Here is a 14,626-nt window from a genome sequence, read left to right on the forward strand (position 1 = left end):
GTCCCCCGCCTATCCCGGGCAAACTGCGGCAGCCTATCCCCCCTCTCCGGGCTGCCGCAACGTTTCGAGTAGAGACCGCCGTGGTTCCCCCTCCACCACGGCGGTTCTTTTTTGCCTTCAGGCAAGCCTTTGCCGCTTGGTCCAATGATCGCGGGCTTTTCGTTTTCGGCATGGCCCTTTAGGGTCTGCCCAAAATCGAAAGGCAAAAAGCATGTCCAGAATTTCCCCCGTCCTCGACCGTCTCGACCAGAATCTCGACCAGAGCCTGGAGCGGCTGTTCGGCCTGCTCGGCATCAAGTCGATCTCCACCGATCCGGCCTTTGCCGCCGATTGCCGCGCGGGCGCCGAATGGCTGGTCGCCGAGCTCAAGCTGATCGGCTTCGACGCCAGTGTGCGCGATACGCCCGGACATCCGATGGTGGTGGCGCATCACGAGGGACCGGCGGGCGCGCCGCATGTGCTGTTCTACGGCCACTATGACGTCCAGCCGGTCGATCCGATCGAATTGTGGGAAACCGATCCGTTCGCGCCGTCGATCAAGGAGATCGAGCCCGGCCGCAAAGTGATCACCGGCCGCGGCTCGGCCGATGATAAGGGCCAGCTGATGACCTTCGTCGAGGCCTGCCGCGCGTGGAAGCAGGTGCATGGCAACCTGCCTTGCCGCGTCACCATCCTGTTCGAAGGCGAGGAGGAATCCGGCTCGCCGTCGCTGAAGCCGTTCCTGGAAGCCAACGCGGCCGAGCTGAAGGCGGATTTCGCGCTGGTCTGCGACACCAGCATGTGGAACCGCGAGACACCGTCGATCTGCGTGTCGCTGCGCGGCATGGTCGGCGAGGAGGTCACCGTCAAGGCGGCCAACCGCGACCTGCATTCGGGCCTCTATGGCGGCCCGGCCGCCAATCCGATCCGCATCCTGGCCAAGGTGCTGGCGGATATTCACGACAAGGACGGCCGCGTCACCATTGCGGGCTTCTATGACGGCGTCGAGGAGACGCCCTCGCAGGTGCTGAAATCCTGGGAGGGACTTGGCGAGACGGCCGAGACCTTCCTCGGACCGGTCGGCCTTTCCATTCCCGCCGGCGAGAAGGGCCGCTCGGTGCTCGAGCTCACCTGGGCGCGGCCGACCGCGGAATTCAACGGCATCATCGGCGGTTATACCGGCAAGGGTTTCAAGACGGTAATCGCGGCGCAAGCGTCGGCGAAAGTGTCGTTCCGGCTCGTTCACAAGCAGGATCCAAAGAAGATCCGCGCCGCCTTCCAGGCCTTCGTACGCGAACGTATCCCCGGCGACTGCTCGGTCGAATTCCACCCGCATGGCGGCTCGCCGGCGATCCAGCTCTCCTACGACTCGCCGTTCCTGGCCAAGGCCAAGGATGCACTGTCCGACGAATGGGAGAAGCAGGCGGTCACCACCGGCGGCGGCGGCTCCATTCCCGTGGTCGGCGATTTCCAGACCTATCTCGGCATGGAATCGCTGCTGGTCGGCTTCGGCCTCGACGACGACCGCATCCATTCGCCGAACGAGAAGTATGAGCTGACCTCGTTCCACAAGGGGCAGCGGTCCTGGGCGCGCATTCTCGACGCGCTGACCCGCTGAGCGAAAATCACGAAAGCCTTGAGATTCAACTTTCTGTTGATTTTTCTCCGGATCGCGGCGAGGACGAATTAGCTAGCGCGAAGTGCTGCGGTGTTGCGAGGATGCCCCAACGCCGCAGGCGCGACCCGGAGAAGAGAATGACCGATATCCGTTTCCACAAAAACGATCTGCCCGACCTGTCGCGATACAATGTCGGGGCGGTGGCCATCGACACGGAAACGCTGGGGCTCAACCCGCATCGCGACCGGCTCTGCGTGGTGCAGATTTCGCCCGGCGACGGCAGCGCCGATGTCATCCAGATCGCACCAGGCCAGAAGGAGGCGCCGAACCTCGCCAGCCTGCTGAGAAACAACACGATCACCAAGCTGTTTCACTACGGCCGCTTCGACATCGCCGTGCTCTACCATGCCTTCGGCGTGATGGCCGAGCCGGTGTTCTGCACCAAGATCGCCTCACGGCTCACCCGCACCTATACCGACCGCCACGGGCTGAAGGATCTCTGTGGCGAACTGCTCGGCATCGGGCTGTCCAAGGTGCAGCAATCCTCCGACTGGGCGGCCGAGACGCTCTCGCCCGAACAGCTCGAATATGCCGCCTCGGACGTGCTCTACCTGCACAGGTTGCGCGAGGTGCTGGGCGCGCGCCTGGCGCGCGAGAACCGCACCAAGGAGGCGGACGCCTGCTTCCGTTTCCTGCCGACGCGCGCCAAGCTCGACCTGATGGGCTGGGCGGAGGAAGATATTTTCGCGCATAGTTGAGGGACGAAGGTCCGTCGACCCAGCCCGTGGAGAAGTGAAATGGCAGAGCGCAAACCGATCGCGAGCGCGCCCAAGGACGGCTCCAAGGTAACGATCATGTGGAAGGACCGCGACGGCGTCGTCAACGAATCCGTCGGGCAATATCGCGACGGCGGCTGGTGGGTCTACACCGACAGCGACACGCAGAAGAAAGTCGAACCGACGAGCTGGCGGCCGGCAACCGATGATGGGGACGACGGCCAGTAGGCGATCCTCACCTGACAATTTCAGGGCGGGTGCGAGGCTTGGCCGCAACAAGGGGGCGCAATGAGACAGAACACGCTCTATCTCATCATCGGGGCGCTGGTCGCGGTTGTCATCGCGCTCGGCATCTATGTCTATCGCGAGCAGACCAGGCCGAAAGGCGTCGAACTCAAGATCGACGACAAAGGCATTTCGATCCAGCAGAATTGACCATGTGGCCAGCCGGGAGACCGGCGCGGTGAGGGGCTAGACCGGCTTTGCGAGACGACATTGCGCCGGGGGGATTTCGGCCGGAGATACAGGGGCTGCGCGGGCTTGCCGTCGCCTTTGTGGTGATTTTCCACGTCTGGCCGGCAGCGCTTCCCGGCGGCTATGTCGGGGTCGACATCTTCTTCGTCATCTCCGGCTTCCTGATCACCGGCCTGCTCACCCGCATGGCGCTCAGCGAGGACGGCATCTCGCTGGTCGGCTTTTACACGCGCCGGGTCAGGCGGCTGCTGCCCGCGGCGATCGTCGCCCTCCTGGTCACGCTCGCGGGAACGCTGCTGTTCGTGTCGGACGCATGGTGGGAAGAAACCGCCAAACAGGTGATTGCAAGCGCGATCTACATGCAGAACTGGCGGCTTGCCGAACAGGCCGTGGATTATCTCGGCGCCGAGGACGCGCCGAGCCCCGTGCAGCATTTCTGGTCGCTGTCGATCGAGGAGCAGTTCTACATCGTCTGGCCGCTGCTGATGATGGCGGCCCTGTGGTGGGCCAGGCGCCGCGGACGTTCGCCGATGCAGACGCTCGTCTTCGTACTCGGCGTGGTCATGGCGGGCTCGCTCGCGGCTTCCGTCGCTCTCACCCGTTCCGATCCGGCTTGGGCCTATTTCGTCACCCATACGCGGGTCTGGGAACTGGCCCTCGGCGGGCTGCTGGCGCTGACCTCGGACCGCTTCCGGCCAAACGGCCGCGTGCGGACAGCGGTGGCTGTCGCCGGCATCTTGGCGGCGCTCGCATCGGCGATGCTGTTTTCAAGCTCGACCGATTTTCCGGGTTTCAAGGCGCTGCTGCCGACACTCGGCACGGCCTTGATCATTGCGGCCGGCAATGTACGCATGGGCCGCTTTCGCGGCCTCGACATCGCCATGCTGCGCTATGTCGGCGATCGCTCTTATTCGATCTACCTGTGGCATTGGCCGCTGATCATTTTTTATGCCGCGCAACGCGGCGCGATCGGCCTTGCCGATGGTGTTCTGCTGATCGTCGCCATCCTAGTGGTTTCCGAACTCTCCTACCGATTCGTCGAACAGCCCTATCGCCATTCGCGCTCGTCCCCGGCATGGCGGCCACTGATCGACGGCACGGTGGCGGTGGGGTTGTGCGTGGCGGTGGCCGGCGGACTCGTCTACGCGATCGACCGGCAGCCCATCGACACCGGACTGATCGGAACGCCGAATTATCCAGGACCTGCGGCCTTGCTGGCGAACGCTGTCGTACCCCAGGGCGTCAAGCCGTTGCCGCCTTTGAGCAAGATCGGCAGCGACGTGCCCGTCATCTACAGGATGAAGTGTCATCAGCAGCAGAAGGGAACCGACGCGACCGGTTGCCAGCTCGGCGACCCGGCGGGGACGAGGACCATTGTCGTGATGGGCGATTCCCACGCGGCGCAATGGGTGCCGGCAGTCGACAAAATCGCCAAAGACAGAAAATGGAGGCTCGTCACCTTCACCAAGGCGGCATGCCCGGTAACCCGGGTCACTATCCTTGACGACGGCAAGCCGTATCAGCAATGCGCGCTGTGGCGGGAGAAAGTTCTCGCTGAAATCGCCAAATTGAAGCCCGATTTCGTGATCACCAGCCAGAGCAACTATACCAGCGTTGCCCAGGGCGCGATGATTGAGGGATTGCGCAGCGTCTGGGGCGAGCTCACAAGTCAGGGCGTGCGCGTCGTCGCCATCCGCAACACACCTTTCAGCCTGTTCGACCCGCGCACCTGCCTGGGCACGGACCCGGCCAAATGCATCAACCCGCGCGCCGAGGTCGAACGGGAAAACATCTACGCGCTCGCCGCCCGGTCCGTGGCCGGGGTGACCGTGGTCGACATGAACGATGCGCTCTGCGGCAAGGACAGTTGCCCGGCGGTGGTCGGCAACATCGTCGTGCTGCGCGACAACCATCATCTCACGGCAACCTACGCGCTGGCGCTGGCTCCCTACCTGGCCAAGGCAGCGGGACTTTGAGCAACCGTCCACCCGCGATGATACGGCGTCCCGCAGGCGCGAATTCGACAGCGAAGGATAGTGCGATGCCGTTGGATTTAGAAAATCCTAAGGGTTTTCAAAACGCCGCATAAACCCTGCTTTAACCCGCCTTTAAACCGCCGCATCTAGTCTTCAACCCGAACGCCATCGGCACCCGGGGCAGGTTAGCAAGAGCGCATGGCGAACCGCAGAGACAGTCGCATCGAACCGAGCTTCGAGGAGGCGCCGCGCGCGAAATCCTCCGAAGGCTTTTCGGTGAGCGAGGAGGATCGCGTCGTGCCGCGCAGCCGTAAATCCACTGCAAAGGGCAGATCCGCAAAGAAATCACGCGGTCGCGGCCGCGACCGCAGCCGGCGGGGCTTGCTCGGCATCGCAACCCGCCTGGTCTACTGGTGCTTCGTGCTTTGTATTTGGGGCGGCATCGCGGCGGCCGGCATCGTCGTCTATTACGGTGCTAAGATGCCGGCGGCGACCACTTGGTCGATCCCCGACCGCGCGCCCAACATCAAGATCGTGTCGGTCGATGGCGGGCTGATCGCCAATCGCGGCATGTCGGGCGGCGAGGCCGTCGGCCTGCACGAAATGTCGCCTTATATCCCGCAAGCCGTCGTCGCCATCGAGGACCGCCGCTTCTATTCGCATTTCGGCATCGACCCGATCGGGCTTTCACGCGCCATGGTCACCAACGTTCTCGGCGGTCATTTCTCGCAGGGCGGCTCGACGCTGACGCAGCAGCTGGCGAAGAACCTGTTCCTGACGCCGGACCGCACGCTGGAGCGCAAGGTGCAGGAAGTGCTGCTCGCGCTGTGGCTCGAGCACAAGCACAGCAAGGACCAGATCCTCGAAATGTATCTCAACCGAGTCTATTTCGGATCCGGAGCCTATGGCGTGGAAGCGGCTTCGCGGCGCTATTTCGGCAAGAGCGCGCGCGACGTGAGCCTTTCGGAGGCCGCGTTGCTGGCCGGCCTGCTCAAGGCGCCGTCCAAGCTTTCGCCGGCGCGCGACCCGAAGGCGGCCGAGGAGCGGGCGCAGCTCGTGCTCGCGGCCATGCGCGCGGAAGGCAAGATCAGCGACAAGGAATACAAGGTGGCGCTGAGCGCGCCGGCGACGCGCGCGCCGTCCTACTGGACCGGCTCCGAGAACTATGTCGCCGACACGGTGATGGAGGAGCTTCCCGATCTCATCGGCGAGGTGCGGGGCGACATCGTCGTCGACACCACTGTCGACTTGACCCTGCAGAAGCTTGCCGAACAGTCGATCCGCCGGCTGATCGACGAAAGCGGCAAGAAGCTCAACGTCAGCCAAGGCGCGCTGGTGTCGATCGATGATTCCGGCGCGGTGCGCGCCATGGTCGGCGGCTATGATTATTCGACCAGCCAGTTCGACCGCGCCTCGGAAGCGCGCCGGCAGCCGGGCTCGGCCTTCAAGCCGTTCGTCTACATGGCGGCGCTGGAGGCCGGCCGCACGCCGGACAGCATCCGCAACGACGCGCCGATCAAAATCGGCAAATGGACGCCGGACAATTACGGCGGCAAATATTACGGTAAGGTGACGCTGGCGACGGCGCTGGCCAAGTCGCTGAACTCGGTGGCGGCGCAGCTCACCATGGAAGTCGGGCCCGACGCGGTGGTGGAAGCCGCGCATCGCATGGGCATCCAGTCCGATCTGCAGGCCAACACCTCAATCGCGCTCGGCACCTCGGAGGTGACGCCGCTGGAGCTGACTTCCGCCTACGTTCCGTTCGCCAATGGCGGCTACAAGCCGGACGTCCATTTCATTCGGCGCATCACCACCGGCGAGGGCAAGGTGCTTTACGAGAACAGCGGCGGCAGCGCGCCGCGCGTGGTCAAGGCCGACACCGTCGGCATGATGAATTCGATGATGACCGGCACGGTCGAGATCGGCACCGCCAAGAAGGCGGCCTTCAATTGGCCGTCGGCCGGCAAGACCGGCACCAGCCAGAACTCGCGCGACGCCTGGTTCGTCGGCTACACCGCCAATCTCACCACCGGCGTGTGGTTCGGCAATGACGACGGCAGCCCGATGAAGAAGGTCACCGGCGGCGCCCTGCCGGCGCAGGCCTGGCACGAATTCATGGTGGCCGCGCATGAGGGCGTGCCTGTGCGGCCGCTGCCCGGCACCTGGAAGTCGACGCCGTCCGACACGATCGTGCCGGACGAGATCCCGTCGGCCGATGCCTCGCAGCCGCCGCCTGCGCCGCCCGCGGCTGTCGGCCAGTCACAGCCTGCTGGTCCATCGCAGCCTGTCGCCCAGGCGCCCGCGCGTCCGGTGCGGACCGCGCGACCTGCCGAGACCGTCGATGCCGCCGGCTTCGGCATGCCGAGCGATAGCGGCGAAACCGCCTCGATCAAGCATCCGGTGCCGCCCGGCAATGTCGGCGGCCCGACGAAAAAGCGCCAGACTTCGATCCTCGATATTCTGGGCGGGGGTTAGAGCGGCAACTTCGCCTCTCGCAATGGCAAGCGCCTTCGGCTACATGTCCGGCCGGAGATCAAGCCATGGCCGAGACCGACAGCAGAAAAACAATCGTGCTCACCGGCGCCAGCCGCGGCATCGGCCATGCGACGGTGAAGCGCTTTTCGCGCGAGGGCTGGCGCGTCATCACCTGCTCGCGCCAGGCCTTCGCCGAGGACTGTCCATGGCCGGCCGGTCCCGAGGACCACATCAAGGTCGACCTCGCCGACCAGGAGGATGTCGGTATCGCCGTTTCGGAAATCCGTCACCGGCTTGAGGCGCATGGCGGACAGCTGCACGCGCTGGTCAACAATGCCGGCATTTCGCCGAAGCTGAAAGACGGCAGGCGCATGGACTCGATCGAGACGCCGATGCATGTCTGGCGCGACGTGTTCCAGGTCAATTTCTTCGCGCCGATCATGCTGGCAAGGGGGCTGTTCAAGGAACTCGCCGCTGCCAAGGGCTCGATCGTCAACGTCACCTCGATCGCCGGCACCCGCGTGCATCCGTTCGCCGGCACGGCCTATGCCACATCGAAAGCGGCGCTGGGCTCGCTGACGCGCGAGATGGCGCATGATTTCGGCCCGCACGGCATCCGCGTCAATGCCATTGCGCCGGGCGAGATCGACACCGCGATCCTTTCGCCCGGCACCGACAGAATAGTCGAGACGATCCCGCTGAGGCGACTGGGCGCCACTTCGGAAGTTGCCGACATCATCTTCTTCCTGTGCTCGGGCCAGGCGTCCTACGTGACCGGCTCGGAAATCCACATCAATGGCGGCCAGCACGTTTGATTGGCTGACTTCAGGTCATGGTGACAACGACCTTGCCGCTGAAGCTGCGCTGCCGCAAAGCGTCCAGGGCCTGGCCGATGTCCGTCCACGGCACGGTCATGGCCACGCGCGTTTCGAGCCTGCCGGCCGCGACGAGATCGAGCAGCGCGGCGATGTCGGCGCCGATGGCTGAACCGGACGTGTAATAGGCGAAGGTCTGTAGCCGCGCGCCTTCGTGGCCGGGAACGAATTGGCGGAAGCCGATCGGCGTGAGCTCGCCGCTGCTCGAACCGAATATGACGATGGTCCCGCCGGGCGCAATGCGTTCGATCGCATCGGCGAGGCTTTTGCCGCCGACCGACTCGGTGATCAGCGAAAAAGGTCCCTCGGCCAGTTCGATCGACTCGACGACCTGCCCGGCGCCCAGATCGCGAAGATCATCGTGGTGCCGGGCCGAAGCGACCGCTGTCACCGAAGCGCCTTGCTCGCGGGCGATCTGGACCTGGAAACGACCGACCGCGCCGCTCGCGCCGGTGATCAGGACCCGCTGTCCGGCGAGATCGCCGCCGTGGCGCAAGGTCCTCAGCGCCGTCGTGCCCGCCACCGGAAGCGTGGCGGCAGCGGCGAAGCTGACTCCGTCGGGTATGACGGCGAGGCGGTCGGTCGGAACGGCGACCCGTTCAGCCCAGCCGGCCTGGTCGACCAAGGCGGCAACGCGCGTGGCCGCGGTCGGGCCCGAGCCATCGGCCGCCGCGCGCTCGACAATGCCGACGATGTCCTGACCAGGGATCCAGCCGTCGGGACGTATGCCGAGCAGGCGCAGTTCGCCACGATTCAACGAGATTGCATGAACTGCCACCAATGCTTCATTTCCATTGCAGTTTGGCTCCTCGGCTCTGGTGAGCTTCAACCGGTTGGGGCTGTCGGAAGAAATGGCGAGAGCGAGCACAGGCCCCTCCTTTTGAAATCGGCTTTGGGAGTCGCGATCGATTGACAGAACGGCTGCAGCCTATCGACTTTCGATCTCGAAGAATTTAGAGATAAAGCCAGGTGATCGCTAAAAGACATCAGATATGAGACAGCCACTCCGTTGGCCGTGGCTGGATTTCGACGTCGACGATGTGGCTGCGCCGGCGATGGCCGTTGGCGTCGATGTCACCGAGACTAGGGCCGAGGCGCGTGAGCATTGGCACCGCAAGGGGCAGCTCGTCTTCGCGCTCGGCGGCGGCGTCACCTGCCGCGTTCCGAGCGGGCTTTGGATGGTGCCGCCGCATTGCGGCGTGTGGGTGCCGAGCCGCATGGAACACAGCAACATCGCGACGGCGAATGCGCGGATTTTCTTCGTCTATATCGAGCCCGGCGCCGCCGACCTGCCGGACCGGTGCTGCACGCTTTCGATCTCGCCGCTGCTGCGCGAGTTGATCATCGAACTGTCGGAGTGCGCGCCGAACGATGCACGCGGCAACTTCCTGGGAAGCGTGCTGCTCGCGGAACTGCCGCGTATGCCTGTGCAGCAATTGCATTTGCCGATCTCGGCCGAGCCGCGGCTGCGGCGGATCGCCGAAGCGCTGGCCGACGACCCCGCCGATCGCAGCACGTTGCCGCAATGGGCCGGCCGCGTCGCGCTCAGCGAGAGCAGCCTGGCGCGGCTCGTTGTGAAGGAGACGGGCCTGAGTTTCGGACGCTGGCGCCAGCAGCTGCATCTGATCGTGGCACTTAGGGAGTTGTCTTCCGGCGCCAGCGTGCAGCAGGTGTCGGGCGATCTCGGCTATGAATCCGTGACCGCTTTCATCACCATGTTCAAAAAGGCGCTGGGCAAGCCGCCGGCAAAATACCTCAGCGATATCGCGCAGAATGGCGGCTCCGCGTTCCTGGCCTGACATCCATCAAGCGGGCTGCGGATCGATCTCCATGGCAGGCCCGGCCCAATCGGTGGTCTTGCCGGTCACCACCTCGACGATGCCGCGGGCGATCTCGCGCTCGCCCATGATCACGATGTCTGCGCCGAGCCCTTTGAGATGCTCGACCTCGGCATCGGAATGAGCGCGGGCAATGACGTTGATCGCCGGATTGGCCGTGCGGGCCCGAAGCACGATCTGTCCTGCCTCGAAGGCGTTGGGAATGGCGAGGATCAGCCGCTTGGCGCCCTCCGGGTTGGCGGCCGCGAAGACGTCCGCATTGGCGGCGTTGCCGGCGATGGTCTCGACGCCGTCGTCGCGCAGCTTGGCCAGCGTCTTGTCGGCGTCCTCGATGACCAGGAAGGGTAGGGCGGCTTCTTTCAGCGCAGCGCCCACAAGGCTGCCGACCCGACCATAGCCGATGAGGATGGAATGGCCGGCGAGGGTCGTCTTCGGCGGCGGGCCGTCTTCCTTTTCTGGAGCCGCCGACACCGAAGCGACCTGGCCGGGCTCGGTCGCCGGGCCGATAGGCCTTTGCTCTTCGGCCGGCGCGGCCTTGCCGGCGCGCTTTTCCAGCCACGGCTTCATCCAGTCGACAACGAGGAACATCAGCGGGTTGAGCAGGATCGAGAGGATGGCGCCAGCCAGGATCAGGTCGCGGCCCTGCTCGGGCAACAGTTTCAGGCCGACGCCAAGCTCGGCCAGGATGAAGGAGAATTCGCCGATCTGGGCAAGGCTCGCCGAAATCATCAGCGCGGTCGCGATCGGATAGCGGAAGGCGATGACGATAACGAAAGCGGCGATCGACTTGCCGATAATGATGATGGCCAAGGTGGCGAGAATCGGCAGGCCGTTGCTGATCAGGCTGAACGGGTCGAACAGCATGCCGACCGAGACGAAGAACAGCACCGAAAAGGCGTCGCGCAGCGGCAGCGATTCTTCCGCCGCGCGGTGGCTGAGCTCGGATTCGCTCATGATCATGCCGGCGAAGAAGGCGCCGAGCGCCAGCGAGACGCCGAACAGCTTCGCCGCGCCGAAGGCGACGCCGAGCGCGATGGCCAGCACTGCGAGCCGGAACAATTCCCGGGAGCCGGTGTGAGCGACGTAATGCAGGATCCACGGAATGACCCTGCGGCCGACCACCAGCATGACCACGACGAAGGCGGCGACCTTGGCGAGCGTGACGCCGACCACGCCCCAAATGCCATAGCTGGCGGGCAGCGAAAGCAGGCTCGCATGGTCGTCGACCTGGGGCTGGCCGCCAAGCACGCCGGCGAGCGCCGGCAAGAGCACCAGCGCCAGCACCATGGCCAGATCCTCGACGATCAGCCAGCCGACGGCGATGCGGCCGCGCTCGGTCTCGATCAGCCGCCGCTCCTGCATGGCGCGCAAAAGCACCACGGTCGAGGCGACCGAAAGCGCCAGGCCGAAGACCAGGCCGGCGCCCAGCGACCAGCCGAGCAGCCAGGCAAGTCCGACGCCGAGCAAGGTCGCAAAGCCGATCTGCACGATGGCGCCCGGCACGGCGATGGCGCGGACGGACAGAAGGTCCTTCAGCGAAAAATGCAGGCCGACGCCGAACATCAAAAGGATGACGCCGATTTCCGCGAGTTCATTGGCAAGGCTGGCCTCGGCGACGAAGCCGGGCGTGTTCGGACCGACAAGGACGCCAGCGACAAGATAGCCGACGAGCGGCGGGATGCGGAAACGGTTGGTTAGCGCCCCGAAGACGAATGCAAGCCCCAGACCGGCGACGATGGTGGCGATAAGGGGCGTGTCATGCGGCATTGTCTTTTGCGCGCCTTTCGAAAATTCACGATGTCGGATGGGCGCCCGCCGAGGCCGTCGCCTTCGGCAATATGATTGACGCAGCGGCGATGATGCAACCGCCGCCGCGCAGAATTCGACGCTGAAGGCGGCGCGCACCGGAAATCGGCGCCGCGCCGACAAAGAGACGGCTTCGGGACGCGACCCAGCCTCGAAGCCGCTTTTTTTCGGAGCCTTATGCCGCTTGCAACAGGTTCTCGATGTCGGGAATCGTATGGTTCGTGAGTGTCTTCGGGATTTCCGCCTGCACCTTCTCGCAAACCTCCTTGTGCAGCTTCTGGCGCATCTCGCCAAGCACCTGCGGCGGCGCAATCAGCACGACCGCGTCGAACGCGCCGCGGTGCGCCAGCTTGTAGAGCCGGTCGGCAATCTCGACGGCGAAGCGCTCCTTGCCGAGACGGTGCCAGTCGGTTTCCTCGACGGCGCTGCGCGGACCCTCGTTGCTCTGGCGGCCCGGCTTGTCGCTGCCTTGCTCACGCGTGGCGGGGTTCTCCTGCTCCATCTCCTGCACCACTTCGAGGTTCGGGAACTTGGCGTCGCCCTGGTTGCGCAGGAAAAGCGCCTTTTCGCCATCAGCCACGATGACCCACAGTCCGTGTTTCAGCTTGATGCTCATGGCGTTCCTCCTTGCTTGCTGCTTGCCGATAGATGGAGCTTGGGATCCGCAAATGGATTGCTAGGCAAACGAGCCGCGAGGCATGATTGTTCCGATCCGGCGATGGCGTCGCGATCGCTTCCGGCAGACTCGGTCGAGCGCCTATCCCGCAGGGTCAGCTTTAATCTACTAACTTAGTAGAATTTAGAATAAACTGTTTTGCGGCTTTCTCGGTCAGGCGCTAAAAATTACGACGGATCAAGGCTGTTTCTTATGCCGCTCCGGCCGTCTCACCGTCAAAGTAGAATTTTTTTCTCTTGGCCTTCGCAGTTGCGAAAAAGCGATTGCCTGCCGTTCGGTGACGCGCGAGTGCTTGCCTTCTGATTTTGGGCGTGGCCGCGTAAAACTGCCAAACTATTCCAATATTGCTCATTGCCATGTCGTCAGCCAACGCCAAGCTCAATGCCTTTCCCGTCTTCATGCGGGTCGACGGCGAAGCCGTAGCCATCATCGGCAATGGCGAGGAGGCGCTCGCCAAGGCGCGGCTGCTTTCGCAATCGAGCGCAGTGTTGCGCATCGTTGCCGACGATGCCAGCGACGGCCTGCTGGATTTCATCGCGTCGGCCGGCGCTGTTCACATCAACGCAGCCTATCAGGCCGCGCATCTCCAAGGTGCCGCCCTGGTGTTCGCCGCCAGCGGCGACGAGGCGCTCGATCGCCGCGTCGTCGAGGACGCGCGGCGGCTGGGCATTGCGGTCAATGCCGTGGACCGTGCGGAGCTGTGCGATTTCTTCACGCCCGCATTGGTCAATCGGGCGCCGGTGGCGATCGCCATCGGCACAGAGGGCGTCGGACCGGTTCTGGCGCAGATGCTGCGCGGGCGCGTCGACCGCATGCTGTCGCCGTCGCTCGGCCGGCTGGCTTCACTTGCCGCGTCTTTCCGCGCCGCCGCCGAGACGCTGCCGAAAGGCAATCGGCGCCGCCGCTTCTGGAGCGATTTCTTCGCCGGTACGCCGGCCAAGGCCATCGAAGCCGGCGACCTCGCCGAGGCGCATGACGCGGCGCTCGAGCTTTTGGCTCACGATGCTCCGGTCGAGGGACATATCGCGCTGGTCGGCGCCGGTCCGGGTGCGGAGGACCTTTTGACCTTGCGCGCGCATCGCCTGCTGTTGGAGGCCGACGCCATCGTCTACGACGCGCTGGTGCCGGAGGCGATCGTCGCCATGGGCCGCCGCGACGCCGAGCGCCTGCCGGTGGGAAAACGCAAGGGTTGCCATTCCAAGAGCCAGGAAGAGATCAACGCGCTGCTCATCGAGCTGGGCCGCGCCGGCAAGCGCGTGGTGCGGCTGAAGTCCGGCGATCCGCTGGTGTTCGGCCGTGCCGGCGAAGAGATGGCGGCGCTGCGCGAGGCCGGGGTCGCCTATGAAGTGGTTCCGGGCGTCACCGCCGCCTTCGCCGCCGCCGCCGACTTCGAGCTGCCGCTGACGCTGCGCGGCGTTTCGTCCTCGATGGTGTTTACCACCGGCCACGACCTCAAGGGCAACTCGCTGCCCGACTGGGCAAAGCTTGCCATCTCCGGCGCGACGGTCGCCGTCTATATGGGCCGTTCAGTCGCGGCGGAAGTCGCGGGCCGACTGATCGAAGCGGGGCTGTCGCCGGACACCGCGGTCGCCGTCGTCGAGAACGCCAGCCTCGCCGGCCGCCGCCGTTTCCACGGCACGCTTGCCGATCTGCCGTCGCTGGAGGCGCGCGCCGATCTCACCGGACCGGTGATGACGATCATCGGCGACGCCGTCGCCGGCGCCAATTTCGGACAATCCGAGCCGCTCGCGGCACATAGGCATGAGGGCGCGGCTTCAACCGTCGCCGAAGGAGTTGAGCAATGAAGGTTCTCACCGCGAACAGGCTCTCCGACGGCATCGCCGTCTGGTACGCCGCCGGCGGCTGGGCGGAGACGGTCGGCCATGCCGATATCGCGCACGACAAGGCGGCGGAGGACCGGCTGGAAGCGATCGGCGCCGCGGCCGCCGCCAACAATGAGGTGGTCGACGTCAACATCATCGATGTTGCGATCGTCGACGGATTGGTCGAGCCGGTGCGGCTGCGCGAAAAGATCCGCGCCGCGGGCCCGACCATCCGCACCGATCTCGGCAAGCAGGCAAGCCCGGAAGCGGCGCGGGCGGCTTAACCCCAAGAAAAGCAGCGGGCGGACGC

General features: G+C 64.9%; 13 protein-coding genes. 10 read left to right on the top strand and 3 right to left on the bottom strand.

Going from position 1 to position 14,626, the window contains the following annotated elements; translation table 11 throughout:
* Positions 1-211 precede the first annotated feature (211 nt).
* From LB523_RS21775 to LB523_RS21805, 7 genes are all read left to right on the top strand, one after another.
* Positions 212-1,597, top strand: a complete 1,386-nt coding sequence (locus LB523_RS21775; protein WP_224606843.1) for a M20/M25/M40 family metallo-hydrolase — start codon at positions 212-214, stop codon at positions 1,595-1,597.
* Positions 1,598-1,734: 137 nt separating this feature from the next.
* Complete coding sequence (locus LB523_RS21780; RefSeq protein ID WP_095769235.1) at positions 1,735-2,355, top strand: ribonuclease D; 621 nt, start codon at positions 1,735-1,737, stop codon at positions 2,353-2,355.
* 39 nt (positions 2,356-2,394) lie between these two features.
* Positions 2,395-2,601: a hypothetical protein gene (locus LB523_RS21785; RefSeq protein ID WP_095769236.1), complete on the top strand. Its 207-nt coding sequence runs from the start codon at positions 2,395-2,397 to the stop codon at positions 2,599-2,601.
* Positions 2,602-2,661: 60 nt separating this feature from the next.
* A complete protein-coding gene (locus tag LB523_RS21790; RefSeq protein ID WP_140644594.1) occupies positions 2,662-2,808 on the top strand; it encodes a hypothetical protein in 147 nt (48 codons plus the stop codon).
* A gap of 47 nt (positions 2,809-2,855) precedes the next feature.
* Entirely contained in the window at positions 2,856-4,823 is a 1,968-nt protein-coding gene (locus LB523_RS21795) for an acyltransferase family protein (protein WP_224606845.1), read from the top strand.
* Positions 4,824-5,021: 198 nt separating this feature from the next.
* On the top strand, positions 5,022-7,298 hold the full coding sequence (locus LB523_RS21800) for a transglycosylase domain-containing protein (RefSeq protein WP_224606847.1): 2,277 nt from the start codon (positions 5,022-5,024) through the stop codon (positions 7,296-7,298).
* Between the two features lie 65 nt (positions 7,299-7,363).
* Positions 7,364-8,113, top strand: coding sequence for an SDR family NAD(P)-dependent oxidoreductase (locus tag LB523_RS21805; RefSeq protein WP_095769240.1), 750 nt, complete (start codon positions 7,364-7,366; stop codon positions 8,111-8,113).
* A 10-nt stretch (positions 8,114-8,123) separates the two neighbouring features.
* Here LB523_RS21805 and LB523_RS21810 read toward each other — a convergent pair whose 3' ends face one another.
* On the bottom strand, positions 8,124-9,041 hold the full coding sequence (locus LB523_RS21810) for a zinc-binding dehydrogenase (protein WP_224606851.1): 918 nt from the start codon (positions 9,039-9,041) through the stop codon (positions 8,124-8,126).
* A gap of 124 nt (positions 9,042-9,165) precedes the next feature.
* On the opposite strand from LB523_RS21810, the gene LB523_RS21815 reads away from it, so the two are divergent.
* Entirely contained in the window at positions 9,166-9,972 is an 807-nt protein-coding gene (locus tag LB523_RS21815) for an AraC family transcriptional regulator (RefSeq protein WP_224606854.1), read from the top strand.
* A 6-nt stretch (positions 9,973-9,978) separates the two neighbouring features.
* Here the strand turns inward: LB523_RS21815 and ybaL are convergent, their stop codons facing one another.
* Positions 9,979-11,778 carry a YbaL family putative K(+) efflux transporter gene (ybaL, locus tag LB523_RS21820; protein ID WP_224606857.1) on the bottom strand — a complete coding sequence of 600 codons (1,800 nt, stop codon included), beginning with the start codon at positions 11,776-11,778 and terminating at the stop codon, positions 9,979-9,981.
* 214 nt (positions 11,779-11,992) lie between these two features.
* Positions 11,993-12,433, bottom strand: coding sequence for a host attachment family protein (locus LB523_RS21825; RefSeq protein ID WP_095769243.1), 441 nt, complete (start codon positions 12,431-12,433; stop codon positions 11,993-11,995).
* 416 nt (positions 12,434-12,849) lie between these two features.
* Between LB523_RS21825 and cysG the strand changes: the two genes are divergently transcribed.
* Together cysG and LB523_RS21835 are read left to right on the top strand one after the other, a co-directional pair.
* On the top strand, positions 12,850-14,298 hold the full coding sequence (cysG, locus tag LB523_RS21830) for a siroheme synthase CysG (protein WP_224606860.1): 1,449 nt from the start codon (positions 12,850-12,852) through the stop codon (positions 14,296-14,298).
* On the top strand, positions 14,295-14,600 hold the full coding sequence (locus LB523_RS21835; protein ID WP_224532235.1) for a DUF2849 domain-containing protein: 306 nt from the start codon (positions 14,295-14,297) through the stop codon (positions 14,598-14,600). Before cysG ends, LB523_RS21835 begins: the two co-directional genes overlap by 4 nt.
* Positions 14,601-14,626 lie beyond the last annotated feature (26 nt).

It is taken from the genome of Mesorhizobium sp. ESP-6-4, from assembly GCF_020164735.1.
Lineage (GTDB): Bacteria > Pseudomonadota > Alphaproteobacteria > Rhizobiales > Rhizobiaceae > Mesorhizobium.

Excerpts from the sequence above, each read along its gene's own strand:
- LB523_RS21775 (WP_224606843.1), top strand. The coding sequence starts at position 212 with ATGTCCAGAATTTCCCCCGTCCTCGACCGTCTCGACCAGAATCTCGAC.
- LB523_RS21780 (WP_095769235.1), top strand. The coding sequence starts at position 1,735 with ATGACCGATATCCGTTTCCACAAAAACGATCTGCCCGACCTGTCGCGA.
- LB523_RS21785 (WP_095769236.1), top strand. The coding sequence starts at position 2,395 with ATGGCAGAGCGCAAACCGATCGCGAGCGCGCCCAAGGACGGCTCCAAG.
- LB523_RS21790 (WP_140644594.1), top strand. The coding sequence starts at position 2,662 with ATGAGACAGAACACGCTCTATCTCATCATCGGGGCGCTGGTCGCGGTT.
- LB523_RS21800 (WP_224606847.1), top strand. The coding sequence starts at position 5,022 with ATGGCGAACCGCAGAGACAGTCGCATCGAACCGAGCTTCGAGGAGGCG.
- LB523_RS21805 (WP_095769240.1), top strand. The coding sequence starts at position 7,364 with ATGGCCGAGACCGACAGCAGAAAAACAATCGTGCTCACCGGCGCCAGC.
- LB523_RS21815 (WP_224606854.1), top strand. The coding sequence starts at position 9,166 with ATGAGACAGCCACTCCGTTGGCCGTGGCTGGATTTCGACGTCGACGAT.
- ybaL (WP_224606857.1), bottom strand. The coding sequence starts at position 11,778 with ATGCCGCATGACACGCCCCTTATCGCCACCATCGTCGCCGGTCTGGGG.
- LB523_RS21825 (WP_095769243.1), bottom strand. The coding sequence starts at position 12,433 with ATGAGCATCAAGCTGAAACACGGACTGTGGGTCATCGTGGCTGATGGC.
- cysG (WP_224606860.1), top strand. The coding sequence starts at position 12,850 with ATGTCGTCAGCCAACGCCAAGCTCAATGCCTTTCCCGTCTTCATGCGG.
- LB523_RS21835 (WP_224532235.1), top strand. The coding sequence starts at position 14,295 with ATGAAGGTTCTCACCGCGAACAGGCTCTCCGACGGCATCGCCGTCTGG.